The organism is Blautia segnis, from assembly GCF_014287535.1.
In the GTDB taxonomy this organism is placed as follows: domain Bacteria; phylum Bacillota; class Clostridia; order Lachnospirales; family Lachnospiraceae; genus Blautia_A; species Blautia_A acetigignens.
The window spans coordinates 1-14,715 of record NZ_JACOOT010000016.1; the positions used below are offsets into that span (position 1 = coordinate 1).

The 14,715-nt window shown below is 46.5% G+C and carries 14 protein-coding genes and 2 pseudogenes; 1 reads left to right on the forward strand and 15 read right to left on the reverse strand.

The window, feature by feature from the left end:
- Positions 1–206: 206 nt before the first annotated feature.
- The 14 genes and pseudogenes from atpC to H8S54_RS18900 all read right to left on the reverse strand — a co-directional run.
- Positions 207–608, reverse strand: a complete 402-nt coding sequence (gene atpC, locus H8S54_RS07290; RefSeq protein ID WP_021925141.1) for an ATP synthase F1 subunit epsilon — start codon at positions 606–608, stop codon at positions 207–209.
- Positions 609–620: 12 nt separating this feature from the next.
- Positions 621–2,024 (reverse strand): F0F1 ATP synthase subunit beta, encoded by a 1,404-nt coding sequence (gene atpD / locus H8S54_RS07295; protein WP_021925142.1) that lies wholly within the window; start codon positions 2,022–2,024, stop codon positions 621–623.
- Positions 2,025–2,259: 235 nt separating this feature from the next.
- Positions 2,260–3,114 carry an ATP synthase F1 subunit gamma gene (gene atpG / locus H8S54_RS07300; protein ID WP_186901190.1) on the reverse strand — a complete coding sequence of 285 codons (855 nt, stop codon included), beginning with the start codon at positions 3,112–3,114 and terminating at the stop codon, positions 2,260–2,262.
- Between the two features lie 22 nt (positions 3,115–3,136).
- Positions 3,137–4,666 carry a F0F1 ATP synthase subunit alpha gene (atpA, locus tag H8S54_RS07305; protein WP_021925143.1) on the reverse strand — a complete coding sequence of 510 codons (1,530 nt, stop codon included), beginning with the start codon at positions 4,664–4,666 and terminating at the stop codon, positions 3,137–3,139.
- A 15-nt stretch (positions 4,667–4,681) separates the two neighbouring features.
- Entirely contained in the window at positions 4,682–5,221 is a 540-nt protein-coding gene (atpH, locus tag H8S54_RS07310) for an ATP synthase F1 subunit delta (protein WP_021925144.1), read from the reverse strand.
- Entirely contained in the window at positions 5,218–5,721 is a 504-nt protein-coding gene (atpF, locus tag H8S54_RS07315) for a F0F1 ATP synthase subunit B (RefSeq protein WP_021925145.1), read from the reverse strand. Before atpF ends, atpH begins: the two co-directional genes overlap by 4 nt.
- 37 nt (positions 5,722–5,758) lie before the next feature.
- On the reverse strand, positions 5,759–6,037 hold the full coding sequence (gene atpE / locus H8S54_RS07320) for an ATP synthase F0 subunit C (protein ID WP_021925146.1): 279 nt from the start codon (positions 6,035–6,037) through the stop codon (positions 5,759–5,761).
- A gap of 72 nt (positions 6,038–6,109) precedes the next feature.
- Positions 6,110–6,868: a F0F1 ATP synthase subunit A gene (locus tag H8S54_RS07325; RefSeq protein WP_021925147.1), complete on the reverse strand. Its 759-nt coding sequence runs from the start codon at positions 6,866–6,868 to the stop codon at positions 6,110–6,112.
- Positions 6,869–6,933: 65 nt separating this feature from the next.
- On the reverse strand, positions 6,934–7,359 hold the full coding sequence (locus tag H8S54_RS07330) for an ATP synthase subunit I (protein WP_021925148.1): 426 nt from the start codon (positions 7,357–7,359) through the stop codon (positions 6,934–6,936).
- Between the two features lie 13 nt (positions 7,360–7,372).
- Positions 7,373–7,636 (reverse strand): AtpZ/AtpI family protein, encoded by a 264-nt coding sequence (locus H8S54_RS07335; RefSeq protein WP_021925149.1) that lies wholly within the window; start codon positions 7,634–7,636, stop codon positions 7,373–7,375.
- A 402-nt stretch (positions 7,637–8,038) separates the two neighbouring features.
- Positions 8,039–9,139 carry a substrate-binding domain-containing protein gene (locus tag H8S54_RS07340; RefSeq protein ID WP_186901191.1) on the reverse strand — a complete coding sequence of 367 codons (1,101 nt, stop codon included), beginning with the start codon at positions 9,137–9,139 and terminating at the stop codon, positions 8,039–8,041.
- Between the two features lie 135 nt (positions 9,140–9,274).
- A complete protein-coding gene (locus H8S54_RS07345; RefSeq protein ID WP_289046873.1) occupies positions 9,275–10,054 on the reverse strand; it encodes an RluA family pseudouridine synthase in 780 nt (259 codons plus the stop codon).
- A 57-nt stretch (positions 10,055–10,111) separates the two neighbouring features.
- A complete protein-coding gene (locus H8S54_RS07350; protein ID WP_186901192.1) occupies positions 10,112–12,559 on the reverse strand; it encodes a DUF7657 domain-containing protein in 2,448 nt (815 codons plus the stop codon).
- A pseudogene (locus tag H8S54_RS18900) lies at positions 12,556–12,669 on the reverse strand (DUF6783 domain-containing protein); the annotation flags it as partial. The gene H8S54_RS07350 and the pseudogene H8S54_RS18900, both read right to left, overlap by 4 nt.
- Between H8S54_RS18900 and H8S54_RS18905 the strand changes: the two are divergent.
- Positions 12,619–12,792: pseudogene (locus tag H8S54_RS18905) on the forward strand (DUF6783 domain-containing protein). The pseudogenes H8S54_RS18900 and H8S54_RS18905 overlap by 51 nt on opposite strands.
- Here H8S54_RS18905 and H8S54_RS07355 read toward each other — a convergent pair.
- Complete coding sequence (locus H8S54_RS07355; RefSeq protein WP_021925153.1) at positions 12,756–13,700, reverse strand: glycosyltransferase family 2 protein; 945 nt, start codon at positions 13,698–13,700, stop codon at positions 12,756–12,758. The pseudogene H8S54_RS18905 and the gene H8S54_RS07355 sit on opposite strands and share 37 nt — an antisense overlap.
- Between the last annotated feature and the right edge of the window lie 1,015 nt (positions 13,701–14,715).

Genomic DNA, 14,715 nt, shown 5'->3' on the forward strand with positions numbered 1-14,715 from the left:
GGCAAAGACAAAAAAGTAGAAAAAACACCATGAAAAAATGACAAAACAGAGAAGCCGCAATCCAGCATAAACACTTGGATTGCGGCCATTTTTAACCTACTTTACCTGCAAAAGTCAGGTTATTGTAACGCTCCCACTCTTTTATGTCAACGCTTTTATGTGATGGGAGTTTAATGTTTTAAAGTCATCAACTGACTTTCTCTTATTTAACTTTTCACGCTCAGTCTCACAAGCGCTCTCTGCAGCTTGGCTTCGGCGATTTTGTATTCTTTGTCGGAAAGTCCGCCTTTTGCAAGTTTCTCCTGGGCACGCTCTTTGGCTTCTCCGGCACGGTCGGCGTCGATGTCCTCCTGCCATTCCCAGGTGGTTGCAAGAAGGCTGCAGCTTCCATCAAGAACGGTAAGCATACCGCCAATGCAGGCTGCGCTTCGCACAGAACCGTCTTCCAGAATCACATGGGCCTCGCCCATTCCAAGAGCGGTACAGAAATTGCAGTGTCCTGCCATAATTGCCATGTCCCCGGTAATGCTGCGGCAGACTACGCGCTGCACCTCTCCCTCGAAAAGCAGGCCGTCGGGAGTACCGATTCTAAGGGGAAATGTCCTCATAGGCAGCCTCCTTTACTGGTTCTGGTTATTTTTTGCTTTCTCGAAAACATCATCAATAGTTCCGGTAAACAGGAAGCAGCTCTCAGGAATGCTGTCGCACTCACCATTCAGGATCATCTTGAATCCGCGGAGAGTCTCTTTGAGCGGAACATACTGTCCCGGCATACCGGTAAACTGCTCTGCTACGGAGAAGCTCTGTGACAGGAAACGCTGTACCTTACGTGCACGGCTTACGGTCAGCTTATCCTCCTCAGAAAGCTCATCCATACCCATGATTGCGATAATATCCTGCAGTTCCTTATAACGCTGCAGAACTCTCTGTACCGCACGGGCAATTTCATAATGCTCCTGTCCAACAACCTCCGGTGAAAGGATACGGCTTGTGGAATCAAGCGGATCCACTGCCGGATAAATACCCTGGCTGGCAATCTCACGGGAAAGTACGGTGGTTGCATCCAGATGGGTAAATGTGGTAGCCGGAGCCGGGTCAGTTAAGTCGTCAGCCGGCACATAAACAGCCTGTACAGATGTAATGGAACCCTTTCTGGTAGAAGTAATACGCTCTTGAAGAGCCCCCATCTCAGTAGCCAGTGTAGGCTGATATCCTACTGCGGAAGGCATACGTCCAAGAAGTGCGGAAACCTCTGAACCAGCCTGTGTAAAACGGAAAATATTATCAATGAAAAGAAGCACATCCTGATTCTTCACATCACGGAAATACTCTGCCATCGTCAGTCCGGAAAGACCAACACGCATACGTGCTCCCGGCGGCTCGTTCATCTGTCCGTAAACTAATGCGGTCTTATCGATAACGCCGCTCTCCTTCATTTCGTTATAAAGGTCATTACCCTCACGGGTACGCTCTCCAACACCTGTAAATACGGAAAGTCCGCCATGTGCTGTGGCAACATTGTGGATCAGCTCCATAATCAGAACTGTTTTGCCAACACCAGCACCTCCGAACAGACCGATCTTACCGCCCTTTGCGTAAGGACAGATCAGGTCAACAACCTTGATTCCAGTCTCCAGGATTTCGGTAGCCGGCATCTGCTCTTCATAGGAAGGTGCCGGACGGTGGATGGCCCAGTGCTCCTTGGTCTCTGGTGCCGGAAGGTTATCTACCGGATCGCCCAGAAGATTAAATACTCTTCCCAGGCACTCTTCTCCAACCGGAACCTTGATCGGCTCTCCGGTGTCCACAGCCTTGGTTCCCCTTACCAGACCGTCAGTGGAATTCATGGCAATGCAGCGCACTGTATTATCCCCGATCTGCTGGGCAACCTCTGCGGTGAGCTTGGTGCCTTCATGATCAATTTCGATGGCATTGAGAAGTGCAGGCAGTTCATCATGTCCGAACCGGATATCCAGTACCGGACCGATTACCTGCACAACCTCGCCAATGTGTTTTTCGCTCATTTAGCAGTCTCCTTATATCATATACTATGAAAGTCCCAGACGGCAGCCAAAAATAAGCCATGCTCCGCATGAGCGAATTCTTGGATATCAGATGGGCTAGACCGTATGAGTAAGTAGGGCGACTGCCCGGATTACGAATGCGGTCGGCAGCTGTGGGAGCGCTCAGCGCGGAACAGCTGACTTTCATATATGGTGATGTCGCCGGCAGGCGACATGTCCTTTTTATGCGGCCGGATCAGACTCCTTCCGCACCTCCAACAATCTCTGTGATCTCCTGCGTGATGCTTGCCTGACGTGCCCGGTTGTAATGCAGATTCAGCTTCTCGATCATTTCCTCGGCATTGTTTGTGGCAGCCTCCATGGCAGTACGTCTTGCAGCCAGCTCACTGGCAACGCTCTCGCACACAGCGCCATAGATCAGTCCGGCCAGATACTCCGGAACAATGGCTTCAAATACCTCAGATGCATCCGGCTCATACAGGATCAGATTCCGGATGTCCTTCGTATCGTTCTCCCCTGTCAGGTCATCCAAAGGCAGTACCGGAATGGCATCCGGCTGCTGGGAAAGCATGGAAACAAATTTGGTATAGCAAAGATCAATATGTCCAAACTCCCCGTTCTTAAATTCCCCACAGAGCAGATTCGCCATCTCAAAGCAGTCTGCCACGGAAATATCCGCGATCTCACTGAAGCTTTCTGTAACACAGACAAATCCATTGCGCTTCGAATACTCCACAGCCTTTTTCCCAATGGGAAGGACTACAAAATCCTGGTCCTTAGAGGCTGCTTCCAGACATTTAAACAGGTTGGTATTATATCCGCCAGCCAGACCCCTGTCTCCGGCGATCAGCACATAACAGCGCTTCTCATTCACGGCTTCCTTTACATACACAGAGGTAAAATCTGTATTGCTCTGGGCAATATCCGCCAGAGTCTTGTGCATGGTCTCAAAATAAGGCCGGCATACTTCAGCCCTTTCCTTGGCTTTACGCAGTTTGGAGGATGCTACAAGTTCCATTGCCTTGGTAATCTGCATGGTGCTCTGCACACTTTTGATACGCAGCTTTACCGCTTTCATGTTTGCAGCCATAAAGTTTCCTCCTCGTCACAATTTATTTCTCAGGTCTTGTATTTACAAAATTCTCAGTATACTGTTCCAGGGCAGCTTTCAGCTTGGCCTCTGTCTCAGCTGACAAAGCTCCGGTGGAACGGATCTCCTGCATGGCAGCTGCGCCCTGCGGGTCACTGTCGATCCAGGTATAAAGTCCGGTCTCGTAGCTTCTTACATCCTCTGTCGCCACCTTGGAAAGGATTCCCTTGGTAACTGCATAAAGAATCGCTACCTGCTTCTCAACCGGAACCGGAGCATTCTGATTCTGCTTCAGAACCTCCACAATTCTCGCACCCTGCTCAAGACGCGCCTTGGTATCTGCATCCAGGTCAGATCCAAACTGGGCAAAGCTCTGCAGTTCACGGTACTGGGAATAAATCAGCTTCAGGGTACCGGCAACCTTCTTCATTGCCTTGATCTGGGCATTTCCACCAACTCGTGATACGGAAATACCAGGGTTTACAGCCGGCATAACGCCTGAATGGAACAGCTCTGTCTCCAGGAAGATCTGTCCGTCTGTAATGGAAATAACGTTGGTGGGAATATATGCGGAAACGTCTCCTGCCTGCGTCTCGATAATCGGGAGGGCAGTAAGGGAACCGCCGCCGTGTGCCTCGTCCAGTCTTGCGGCACGCTCCAGAAGTCTGGAATGAAGATAGAAAACATCTCCAGGGTATGCCTCACGTCCCGGCGGACGGCGGATCAGCAGGGAAAGTGCACGGTAGGCAACCGCATGCTTGCTCAGATCATCATAAATGATGAGAACGTCTTTTCCCTTATGCATAAAATACTCGCCCATTGCACATCCGGAATAAGGTGCAATGTACTGCAGCGGGCTTGCCTCAGAAGCAGTAGCCGCAACAACAATGGTGTAATCCATAGCGCCGTTTCTGCTAAGTGTTTCAACCATGGAAGATACGGTGGAACGCTTCTGTCCAATGGCAACGTAGATACAGATCACATCCTTGCCCTTCTGGTTGATGATGGTATCTGCTGCCAGAGTGGTCTTACCAGTCTGACGGTCACCGATGATCAGCTCACGCTGTCCTCTACCAATGGGAACCATGGAATCAATTGCCTTGATGCCTGTCTGCAGAGGCTGGTTTACGCCCTGTCTCTCACAGATGCCAGGAGCCGGGCTCTCAATTGCCCTGTACTCGCTTGTTGCTACAGGTCCTGCACCGTCAATCGGCTGTCCAAGGGCATTTACAACTCGCCCGATCATAGCCTCTCCAACCGGAACGGATACAACCTTTCCGGTGCGCTTTACGGTCTGACCTTCGCCAATACCGGAATCATCACCAAATAATACGATAGACACACTGTTCTCTTCCAGATTCTGTGCCATTCCGAAGCTGCCATCTTCGAACTCAAGGAGCTCGCCTGCCATACAGTTGATCAGGCCGCTTGCTCTGGCAATTCCATCGCCTACCATGAGAACTGTACCAGTCTCATTCTGTTTGATGGCGTTATCGTAATATTTGATCTGACTGCGGATGACTTTTGAAATTTCTTCAGGTTTAAGCTGCATTTTCTCTATCCATCCTTATACTATAAGCTCGTTTAATTTCCTGGAAAGACCATCCAGACGGCTCTTTACAGTTCCGTCCAGCTGTTTTCCCTCCAGCTCCACACGAAGACCGGCAAGCACTGTGGGGTCTGTCTTCTGGGTAAGAGTCACGGTCTTGCCGCTTAGCTTCTCCAGCTTGTCCTTCAGCGCCTTCATCTGCTCCTCTGTCAGGGCAACCGCACTGGTCACCACTGCAGTGGCAATGTTGTGGTCCACGTTATACCGCCGTGTAAATTCTTCGCAGCATCCTGCATACTCTCCAAGGATCCCGCGCTCACACAGCAGCTTCAGAAAATTCACAAGATACCGTTCTGCCTCCTGACCAAATGCAGTTTCCAGAAGCTTCGTCCGCTCCTCCTTGGGAATGGACGGCTCTGACAGCAGCCTTACATAGTCGGGATTCTCCCCGAAAAGCTGCCGGATGGTCTGCATCTGCTCCATCACAGTATCGGTGATCTTCTCTTCGGCAGCAAGGTCATACATGCTGCCGCCATATAATCTGGCAATCTGCGTCATGATGCCTCACCTACATTCGAAATAAACTCATCGATCAGTTTCGCGTGATCCTCTTCCTTGATCTCACGCTCGATCACCTTGCCGGCAATCTCCATTGCCATGCCGCCAATCTCATTCTTTACTTCATTGACAGCCTTGCGCTTCTCCTGGGCAATATCGCTCTCTGCCTTCTCCTTCATGGCCCGCGCCTCCTGGGCTGCGGTCTTAAGGATCTCCTCGCTCTGGAGTGAAGCTGTCTTCTGTGCCTCTGTCACAATGCTGCTTGCCTTCTCTTTGGCCTGCTGCATATTCTGCTCATACTCTGTCTTCATGGCGATTGCCTCTTCCTTGGCCTTCTGGGCATCCTGGATCTGGGCATCTGCCATTTCTCTTCTTTTTTGAAGCATTTCATTGACAGGCTTAAACAGAAATCTCTTCACCAGATACATCTGGATAAAAAGGTTGCAGATCTGTGCAACAAACGTCCACGGCACAATTCCTACAAGTTCCTGTACCTGCATCTTCTAACCTCCTGTGGTAATTACCATTCACATCCTATTATCCAAGGAATCTCATGAAGGTACCAGGTGCAACGAAGATCAGAAGCAGACCAGTTACGAAACCGTAAATACCTGTGGTCTCTGCGATAGCACATCCAAGAAGCATGGTAGATGTAACCTCACTTCTGCACTCAGGCTGACGTCCGATTGCTTCCAGAGCCTTCGCAACTGCGTTACCTTCTCCAATACCAGGTCCGATACCAGCGATCAGTGCAAGACCAGCACCAATTGCACAACCTGCCAGCGCGATACCTTTTGCCAATACTGTAAAATCCATAGTCAAATCCTCCTGTTATTTATGATTTCTCTTATTTTTGTTCTGCAAAAATCTTTGTCTTTCTGGCGGACATTATTCTTCTGCTGCATTGGCAATGTACATAACTGTCAGCATACAGAAAATAAATGCCTGCATGATTCCGGAAAACCAGTCAAAATAGACGGACAGGATGGCCGGAATACCAACATCCAGGAATGGAATCTTCGACAATACACTGCCTACAATACCTGGAATCAGTCCGAACAGCTTAGAGCTTGCCAGCGCTAACGCTGCGTAGATCAGACCGTTGATAACTACACCGGAAAGGATATTTCCGAAATGTCGGCATGCCATACTGATGGGCGTTGCAAGTTCGGAAAGAATATTAAACGGTGTCATAATCTTGATCGGGGTTGTAAAGCCCTTCAGATATCCGCCAAATCCGTTGGTCTTGATCTTCTGTGCCGTGATCATGGTAAATACCACAATTGCCCATGCGGCTTCTGTGGAAAGATCTGCCGTAGGGCTTCGAAGCCCGATCAGGCTGATCAGGTTGGATACCACGCTTGTAGCAAATAAAGCCGCCACAAAGGGAATCATGCAGCTGAATTTCTCGCCCATATTTCCGATTACAAACTTGTTGGCTGTCTCTACCAGAAGCTCGGCAACTGCCTGCCGTTTGGATATCTTTTCCACCTTCAGGTCATGGGTCAGCCAGATGCACAGTCCTGTGATCAGAAGCATGACCACCCAGCTTACCAACAGCGTTTCCGTGATCTGGAATTTCCCCAGTATGGGAATGTCAAAGGGGAACGTATAGAATATCCTGCCACCGGTTATTTCTATGTCCATGTACTCTCACCTCCTGTCATTTTTAAATTTGTAAAAATCTTTCTTATACAATTATCTGCGCTGCTTCATGCCTTCTGCTTACCGCCCAGGATTCCCACAGTCTTGATCACAATGTTTGGAAAAAGAAGGGGAAGAAGCCCGGCCACGAACTGAAAGCACGGAGCAGCAATTGCAAGAACTCCCCAGAGAAGCTGAAACATCATTCTCTGGCTGTAGCTTGTCTTCATCTTCATGGCAGCCTGCTTATCGTCTTCCATGGAAACCACCTTCTGTACGGTCATTCCCATCAGGAAAAAATTCAGCACTGCCACGATCCCGCCGATCAGTCCGGCCAAGATCACTGTATAATCAAACGGAATCTTCTGGGGCATAACTGCGTGTCCGATTCCAAATACAGCCCACATCAGAGCTACACAAATAAATGTACCAATGGCAACCTTCTTCGTCTCTTTCTTCACTGCGGGCTGCACATTTGCAAACATACTGCTCATATTAGTCTCCCTTCTAATGATGTCGGTTAAATGAAACTTTATTCTTCTTTTTCTCTTTTCTCTGATGGCTGGTTACGGACAGGTACAGTTTATATGCTACTGTAAAGGATCCTCCCAGACCAAAAAAGAAGCCGGGAAGAAATACCCATTCCCCGATTCCCAGATGGGCCGTCAGCCACCAGCAGATCAAAAGGCACAGAAGCAATGGAGTGATAAAGGACAGTCCAAACTGACTGAGCATTGTCAGATTCCTGATTATATCTCCCCACTTTTTCATAAAAACCTCCTGCTTAAAGCTCATTTTATAGACAGATTTTAACACACTCCCGTGTGAATGGCAACTTTATTTGTGAAAATTGTTTAAAAATCAACTTGTATTTTTTGTCATATCGTCAATTTTTTCACACTTCAAAAAGTAACTATATGCTAGCAAATTTATTTGTTTTTGTCGCTATACAATCCTTCAGAATTGACTAAAATTCAGACAGACCCTGTGATTTTGTCTAAAATTTGTCAGAAATTTTTCTGCGGTGCTTCCGAATTTCTCCGGAAATATAAAAAAACTGCCTTGTAACAGCATTCCCATTCTCTGGTAAAATCATGCTATACAAAGCAGTTTCTCTTTCGTAAGTTCTGTGTTCTTATGTGAATTCTATATTTTGTCTGTGGCTCCTGTCAGTCAGTTGGAATACAGATACGCGCTGTTGGCAGGATCGTCAATATTGGAGGCATCGATCCAGGCCGGATCAATGCGCAGGTTTCTGGTGATCTCCACGCTCTTATTCGGCGCTGTGGTCAAAAGTGCAGTCCAGATTGTCTGATAGCCGATTGCATATGGCTGCTGGGAGACAACGCCCACTTCCTTGCTGTTTCGGATGGCTTCCTGCTGCTTGGCTGTGGCATCTACGCCTACCATCACAACCGGATCCTGAGTTTCATCCTTCGGCATATCCAGATAAAGGCCGGAAATATCTGCATTGGTACAGAAAACGCCCTCCAGCTGCGGATTCTTTTCCAGCACTTCCTGCATAGCAGCAGTCATGTCGTCTACCTGATCCTGATATACAATCTCAACCACATCAATATCCGGATAGTTCTCCATATAGCTGGTAAAGCCTTCTACGCGCTCCTGGATGCTCTGAGTCTTCTCCTGTGCAGAAAATACCGCAACCTTGCCCATCTTGCCGATCGCCACTGCAAGCCTGTATGCAGCGATCTCGCCTACACGTTTATTATCGGTTCCGCGAAAAGCACGAACCATCTTGCTGTCACTTACGCTGGAATCAAATGCCACAACCGGGATTCCGTTCTCTTTGGCGGATTCAAGCTGTGCCTGAAGAGAATTGGTATCGCTTGCGGAAATACACAGCACATCTGGATTCTCGGCGATAACGGCATCCAGGGTATTCACCTGGCTGGACACATCCTTCTCATCACTGGCTCCTTCAAAGGTCATAGTGATCTGTTCATCTTTTCCAAAGCCGTATGCCTCATTTACATCCTCCACAGCCTGTTCCATTCCCTGTCTCACAAGGCTCCAGTAGGAACCGCTTGTACTCTTGCTTACCACCGCAATGCGGGCTCCCGGCTGAATTTCCACGGAGGCATCGATTTCGGGAATAACCGGGTCCTCTTCCTCCTGCGCTTCCTGTGACGTCTCTGCAGTCTGTATGTCTGCAACCAAAGGTTCTATTACTTTCTCAACTTCTTCTTTTTTACATCCGTTCAAAGTGCATAATACAGTCAGAAGAACAGCAGGTATCACTGCTACTTTTCTCATTTTGTCCACTCCTTATATCTCTAAAACATCTGTCTTTTTATAAAAGCAACTTAAATTGCCTGGTTAACCTTATTTTAATCTTGCTTTTACATTATACACGTTTTCCGTCTGCCGTCCATAGTTTTCATTATTTTTTCATATTTTGAAGCCGTCAAATGCGGGAGACTGGGGTGTTGTCTGGAATTTCATCACCTTTCCGAATGCCGGATGGGTGAAGGTCAGGCTGGCTGCACATAGGGCCAGCCCCCCGGTTCCAATAGGGATTCCGATGTCTGAGCCGTATTTGCGGTCCCCTGCCAGGGGCATTCCTGCATGCGCCATCTGCACCCGGATCTGGTGATGGCGTCCGGTGTCCAGGTGAATGCGCAGCAGCCATTTGGGCTTTCCGCTGATCTTATCCTGTGTTTCGTCCAGCACTTCGTAAGAAAGTCTGGCCTTTTTGGCACCGGGAGTACCAGGGGAAACTACGGAGGAGGTGTTGGTTTTTCCATCTTTTTTCAGATAGTCTTCCAAAATCTTTGGTTCATGCTTTTTTCCTGACCTGATCTCATCTGAATCTGCTTCCGTGCTCCTTGCTGTCTCACTTTTTTCATATTCAGCAGGTCTTCCAAAGGTTACTGCCAGGTAGATTTTTTCCATTTTTCCAGCGGTAATCTGTGCGCTTAAATTCCTGGCTGCCTTAGGATTCCTGGCGAATACCAGAACGCCCTCCACCGGCTGATCCAGCCTGTGAACCACCGCCAGATAAGGAATCTGTCTCCCATTCCCGGCTGATGCCAGGTAATTCTTCAGGCCGCTTTCCAGATCCATCGCCCCAATCCTGGCATTCTGCACCGCAATCCCGGCAGGCTTGCGGCATACGATGATGTCTTTATCTTCAAAAAGAATGTATTTCTCTGCGTTTGCCTCCAGCACTTTATACGCTCCTCTTCTTAATACTTATGACATTTCTATTTTCCAGAGCCATAAATATTATGCAATTTTATAAATCGTAAAGTTATTGGCTTCTCCAACCTGTTCAAGTCCTGTGGTATCTTCCATATCCTGCAGGCTTAAAACATAGGTTACGCCAAGCTCTTTCAGCTTCTCTGCTGTTACTTCTACTTTCAGTACATCCGCTGCTCCAAGTCCCACCTTGGTTTCGTCACCGATCTCTACGCTCACATGTGCGTAGCGGTTCCAGTACTGATCCTGGTCACTGAGTCCCAAATCTTCCCAGAGCTTCTCATCCGGATAGGTTGCCACGGCATTTAATGTTTTCGCCCCCACAACGGTAGGAAGATTTTCATACATAAATGCGTCTCCGGTAACTACCCACATACCTTCTTCCTGGGAACTCAATTTCTCAATCTGCTGTACCACAGGAAGCTTATAAACGTTGTCAAGGCCGCTGCATACCGGATTGACAAGACCGCCGCCCACCAGGTTTACAGAAATCATAAGAACTGCAAACGCCATCTGGTATTCCTTTTTTTCAAAGTGAAGCAACAGCAGGGTAACTCCAATTACGGAAATCAAAATGATCACTTTAAATGCAGGCGTGATGGATGCTGTGTTTCCCCAGTATGACATGATGGCAGTCACAATTGCAACTGGAAGAAACAGCTTGAAATTTGCGGCTGTTTTTTCCGATGCTGCCAGGCTTCTGAGAAGCAGAATAATATTCAGGAAACCAATGGCATTATACAGACGATAAGATGCATGTCCAAGAAGAGACAGCTTTATAATAAGGTCCGGCATTCTGAACAGGAAAAACAGGATCAGAAATGCATTGAATACATTTAAAACGATCAGCCAGAGATCTTTCTTTTTGCTTTTCACTAACGCGATCAGAGAAAGAACCATGCCAAGTGGGAACAGACTGATGAAATCCGACTCTTCGCAAGGGTTGCCTGTATCTCCAAATGACCACAGCCAGGAACTCCAGCTCTTGAAGAGCCTGTCAAAATCGCCCATAGATCCGGCATAGGTACGGGCCCCCGGATATACGGTATTCATTTCTGCCGTAATTGTGTCCATAGAAGTACTGAAAATATAAACCATGCTCACAGCCAGCACCAGAATTCCGGCACCCCAAAGCAGTACATCCTGTTTCTTTATGTGGATCCGCTTTCGGTCCTCCAGGATCATGGCCAGCGCACATGCAAGGAAAACGAAAAACAGTGGGATCATCCACGCCGGATATAAGGTCATGATATAGCCGCCTGCACAGATCACCAGGCCCACAACCATAATGCATTTTCTTTTCAGGGAATCCGTGCGTACATAATAATAAAGAATGATCAGCGCCAGCTGTCCAAAGATCAGCATTTCTACCAGTTCGTTAATGGAAAACCACCACTGCACCACCGGTGCAAAGCTGATCATAAACGCGTATACGGTGGAAAGCATCCGCTTATCTTTTGTAAAAATACGGCCAAACTCAAAGGATACCAGAAAACAAATCACAAGTCTTGAAGACCAGTAAAATGCCAGTCCACGTTCTGCACCAAACAGGATATATCCCATAGAAAACGGGCGGAACAATGTAGTCAGGTTCAGCACCGGCTGACCATATACAATAAACATATCGGAAGGTGTATATCCCCACACATCTGAAAACCAGTGGAATCCTGATTTCACCTGTGACAGTGCCATCTCTGTAAACACTACATATTCATCTGTCCGAATGCTTCTGGAGGTTCCCCATACTCTGGAAACGTCCCTTCCGGTCAAAAGTTCCCCAAGGACTCCAATGGAGGAACCATGCAGCTTCAAAATCGTACAAAAGGCAATTACGATTGCGCCGATCACCCAGCGGTAACGAAATGCCATTTCACAAAATCTGCCAAAATCCTGTGCTGCCAGAAACAGAAGAAAAATTCCTATAAAATACAGGAAGATCCGAAGGCCTGACAGATTCGCAAAGCTGTGCTTCAGATAGGTCAGCGTATGCGGGTTTAAGCAAAGTTCATCAAAAACGTAAGAATCCCCTTCTTGATCCCCGATGTCGACTCTCAGAGATTCCACTTCTCCATTGATCGCGGAAGTAACAAATCTCTGATTTTCATAATAAGAAAATTCCACACTCTTTTCTTCTGAGAATTCCTCGCCTGAAGCGGCATAATAAACACGGACATCCAACACAGAGGATGACAGACTCTTTAAGCCCAGCTGAAAGGAACTTACACTTTGGTTAATATCTTTAAAAATCAGCTGCGGGTCCTCCCCTGCAGCTGTTACTTTTCCATCTTTGATCTCACAGTTGACCAGTTCCGCATCTTTCATGGACAAAGTCAGCTGCTGGTTTGAATTCCCATGTGCACCCAAAAGTGAATGATAATCCAGGGTCATCATAAATTCTGCAAGAACAGCAAGTGCTACTGCATACAAGATATATTTCAGCAGTGTCCTGCCATTTTTCATTGTTTCTTCTCTCATTTTCTTCTCCCCAGGCTAGAGCGTGTTTGAAAAAGGCTTTCTGCAAGATGTGCGTCACAATTTGTGGGAGATTTTACCCGGATGAGGGCGTCGTAGCGGGCTACGACAACCGAATTCGGGTGAAATCTCCCGCAAAGTGAGGCGTGCAGATTGCGGGAATGATTTTTCAAACAGGCTCTAAATCGTGTCTGCAAAATCAATTTTTCTTTTCTGCCTCCAGTTTCCTTGCATAGCAGTCGTGCAGCTGCATTTCAAAATCCTGACGGTTCTTGCGGTACATGGTCTGCAGGATCAGGCCAGCAAAAAAGGACTGGATGGATGCCAGTGCCACAAAGCCACAGACGATCAGAGTTGGGAAATTCGGCACCATTCCTGTATCTGCGTATGTGATCCACACCGGAATGAAAAATCCAATGGCCAGCACCATAAGGATCGCAGCCACGGTTCCAAAGAACGCAAGAGGACGATAAGTCTGGAAAAGGCGCACAATAGTTCCGATTACTTTGATACCGTCTGAATAGGTATTCAGCTTGGACACACTTCCTTCCGGGCGGTCTCTGTAATCAATTACCACATTCTCCACAAACATGTTTTTGTCAATGGCATGAATGCTCATTTCTGTCTCAATCTCAAATCCCTTGGACAATACCGGGAATGTTTTTACAAACCGATAGCTGAACGCACGGTATCCGGTCATAATGTCCTTAATATCATTTTTGAAAAATGTATTGATTCCCCATCTTACAATGGAATTTCCAAAATTGTGAAATGGGCGTTTATTTTCCTCAAAATAGGTGGAGGAAAGGCGGTCTCCTACAACCATGTCCACATTTCTCTCCAGCACTTTATCTGCCATCTCTCTTGCAGATTCTGCCGGATAGGTATCATCTCCGTCTACCATAAGATAGCACTCTGCATCTACTTCCTGGAACATTCTTCGTATTACATTGCCTTTTCCCTGGTAATATTCATGACGGACAACTGCACCGGCTTTCGCTGCGATTTCGGCAGTTCCGTCTGTAGAATTGTTGTCATACACATAGATCACTGCTTCCGGCAGTACTCTCTTAAAATCTGTCACTACTTTTTCGATTGTTTTCCCCTCGTTATAACAGGGAACCAATACTGCTATTTTATCCATAACTTCTCCTGTAATTTAATTATAATTTTCCGTTTGGGTATGCGGTATTTTTCTTGTTAATTCTTAGTTATCTTACTATATCCGCTCCTGTTTCGCAAGCCGGAAATCCCCCACTTCTAAGTTTCCCTGCAAAATATCTTTATTTTTCCTTACAGACAAAAAGGTCGGTCATCACTTGTACTTGCGTTTCAAATGATGACCGACCTAAAACTCTTCAGTATTCAATGGTCTTTTCCTCGTTTTTCAAAATTAATTGTCAACGTGGTCTGTATTCAGTTGTTCTATATTCAGTTGCCTGTTTTTATTTAAAATATCTTCTCTTATTTCCTGCTCATAAACGATATGATTTTTATCATTCGGTTTATTTAGAAGTTTCATAGATTTAAATTATAATTTCACGGATTATAATTCGTTTCCAGAAATACCGGATATACTTCTCATGCTCTGAATCATTCTTATAAACAATTTCAAACTTAAATATGTTAAATCCAAAACCACTTACCGGTCCATTGCTCTCTTATAAAAGAAAAGTATGAGCGGAAGTTCCTGATGTATTTCTGATCAGAATATCGATTGTGATATTCTGCTAATGCAAAGCTTCGATTCATATTCTAATGGATCAATATGGATCTCAAGATATCGTTCTTATCTGTGATAAGGGTTATATCCTTCAGAAAATGTTTCTTTACACAAGTTCTGAATCTTTGTATTAGGGGTGGACAGTTGTTCAATATAAGTAATCGCTTCTATATTACCTTGGATACGGTTCTTAGTATCAACTTGATCAAGTGATATCTAAAAGATTGTTTACACGTTATTCGTATCAGGTCTTCTTGCAGGAAATGCGATTCCTGTCTCTCTTATATTGATGGGGTGAAATTCTATGTTCCCATTGGAATCACTAAGCTCCTTTCTGCTTGTATCTTATTTGCCTTCAGATCTTTGATTTAGATCTTTTTGTTTTTCTTTTGTTTTCTTTTGATGGTCTTATATTACCTGTCTCTTATACACATCT

Excerpts from the sequence above, each read along its gene's own strand:
- H8S54_RS07335 (WP_021925149.1), bottom strand. The coding sequence starts at position 7,636 with ATGAAAAAGTGGGGAGATATAATCAGGAATCTGACAATGCTCAGTCAG.
- H8S54_RS07330 (WP_021925148.1), bottom strand. The coding sequence starts at position 7,359 with ATGAGCAGTATGTTTGCAAATGTGCAGCCCGCAGTGAAGAAAGAGACG.
- atpA (WP_021925143.1), bottom strand. The coding sequence starts at position 4,666 with ATGCAGCTTAAACCTGAAGAAATTTCAAAAGTCATCCGCAGTCAGATC.
- atpH (WP_021925144.1), bottom strand. The coding sequence starts at position 5,221 with ATGACGCAGATTGCCAGATTATATGGCGGCAGCATGTATGACCTTGCT.
- atpD (WP_021925142.1), bottom strand. The coding sequence starts at position 2,024 with ATGAGCGAAAAACACATTGGCGAGGTTGTGCAGGTAATCGGTCCGGTA.
- H8S54_RS07325 (WP_021925147.1), bottom strand. The coding sequence starts at position 6,868 with ATGGACATAGAAATAACCGGTGGCAGGATATTCTATACGTTCCCCTTT.
- atpF (WP_021925145.1), bottom strand. The coding sequence starts at position 5,721 with ATGCAGGTACAGGAACTTGTAGGAATTGTGCCGTGGACGTTTGTTGCA.
- atpG (WP_186901190.1), bottom strand. The coding sequence starts at position 3,114 with ATGGCTGCAAACATGAAAGCGGTAAAGCTGCGTATCAAAAGTGTGCAG.
- H8S54_RS07355 (WP_021925153.1), bottom strand. The coding sequence starts at position 13,700 with ATGGATAAAATAGCAGTATTGGTTCCCTGTTATAACGAGGGGAAAACA.
- H8S54_RS07340 (WP_186901191.1), bottom strand. The coding sequence starts at position 9,139 with ATGAGAAAAGTAGCAGTGATACCTGCTGTTCTTCTGACTGTATTATGC.
- atpE (WP_021925146.1), bottom strand. The coding sequence starts at position 6,037 with ATGGATTTTACAGTATTGGCAAAAGGTATCGCGCTGGCAGGTTGTGCA.
- atpC (WP_021925141.1), bottom strand. The coding sequence starts at position 608 with ATGAGGACATTTCCCCTTAGAATCGGTACTCCCGACGGCCTGCTTTTC.
- H8S54_RS07350 (WP_186901192.1), bottom strand. The coding sequence starts at position 12,559 with ATGAGAGAAGAAACAATGAAAAATGGCAGGACACTGCTGAAATATATC.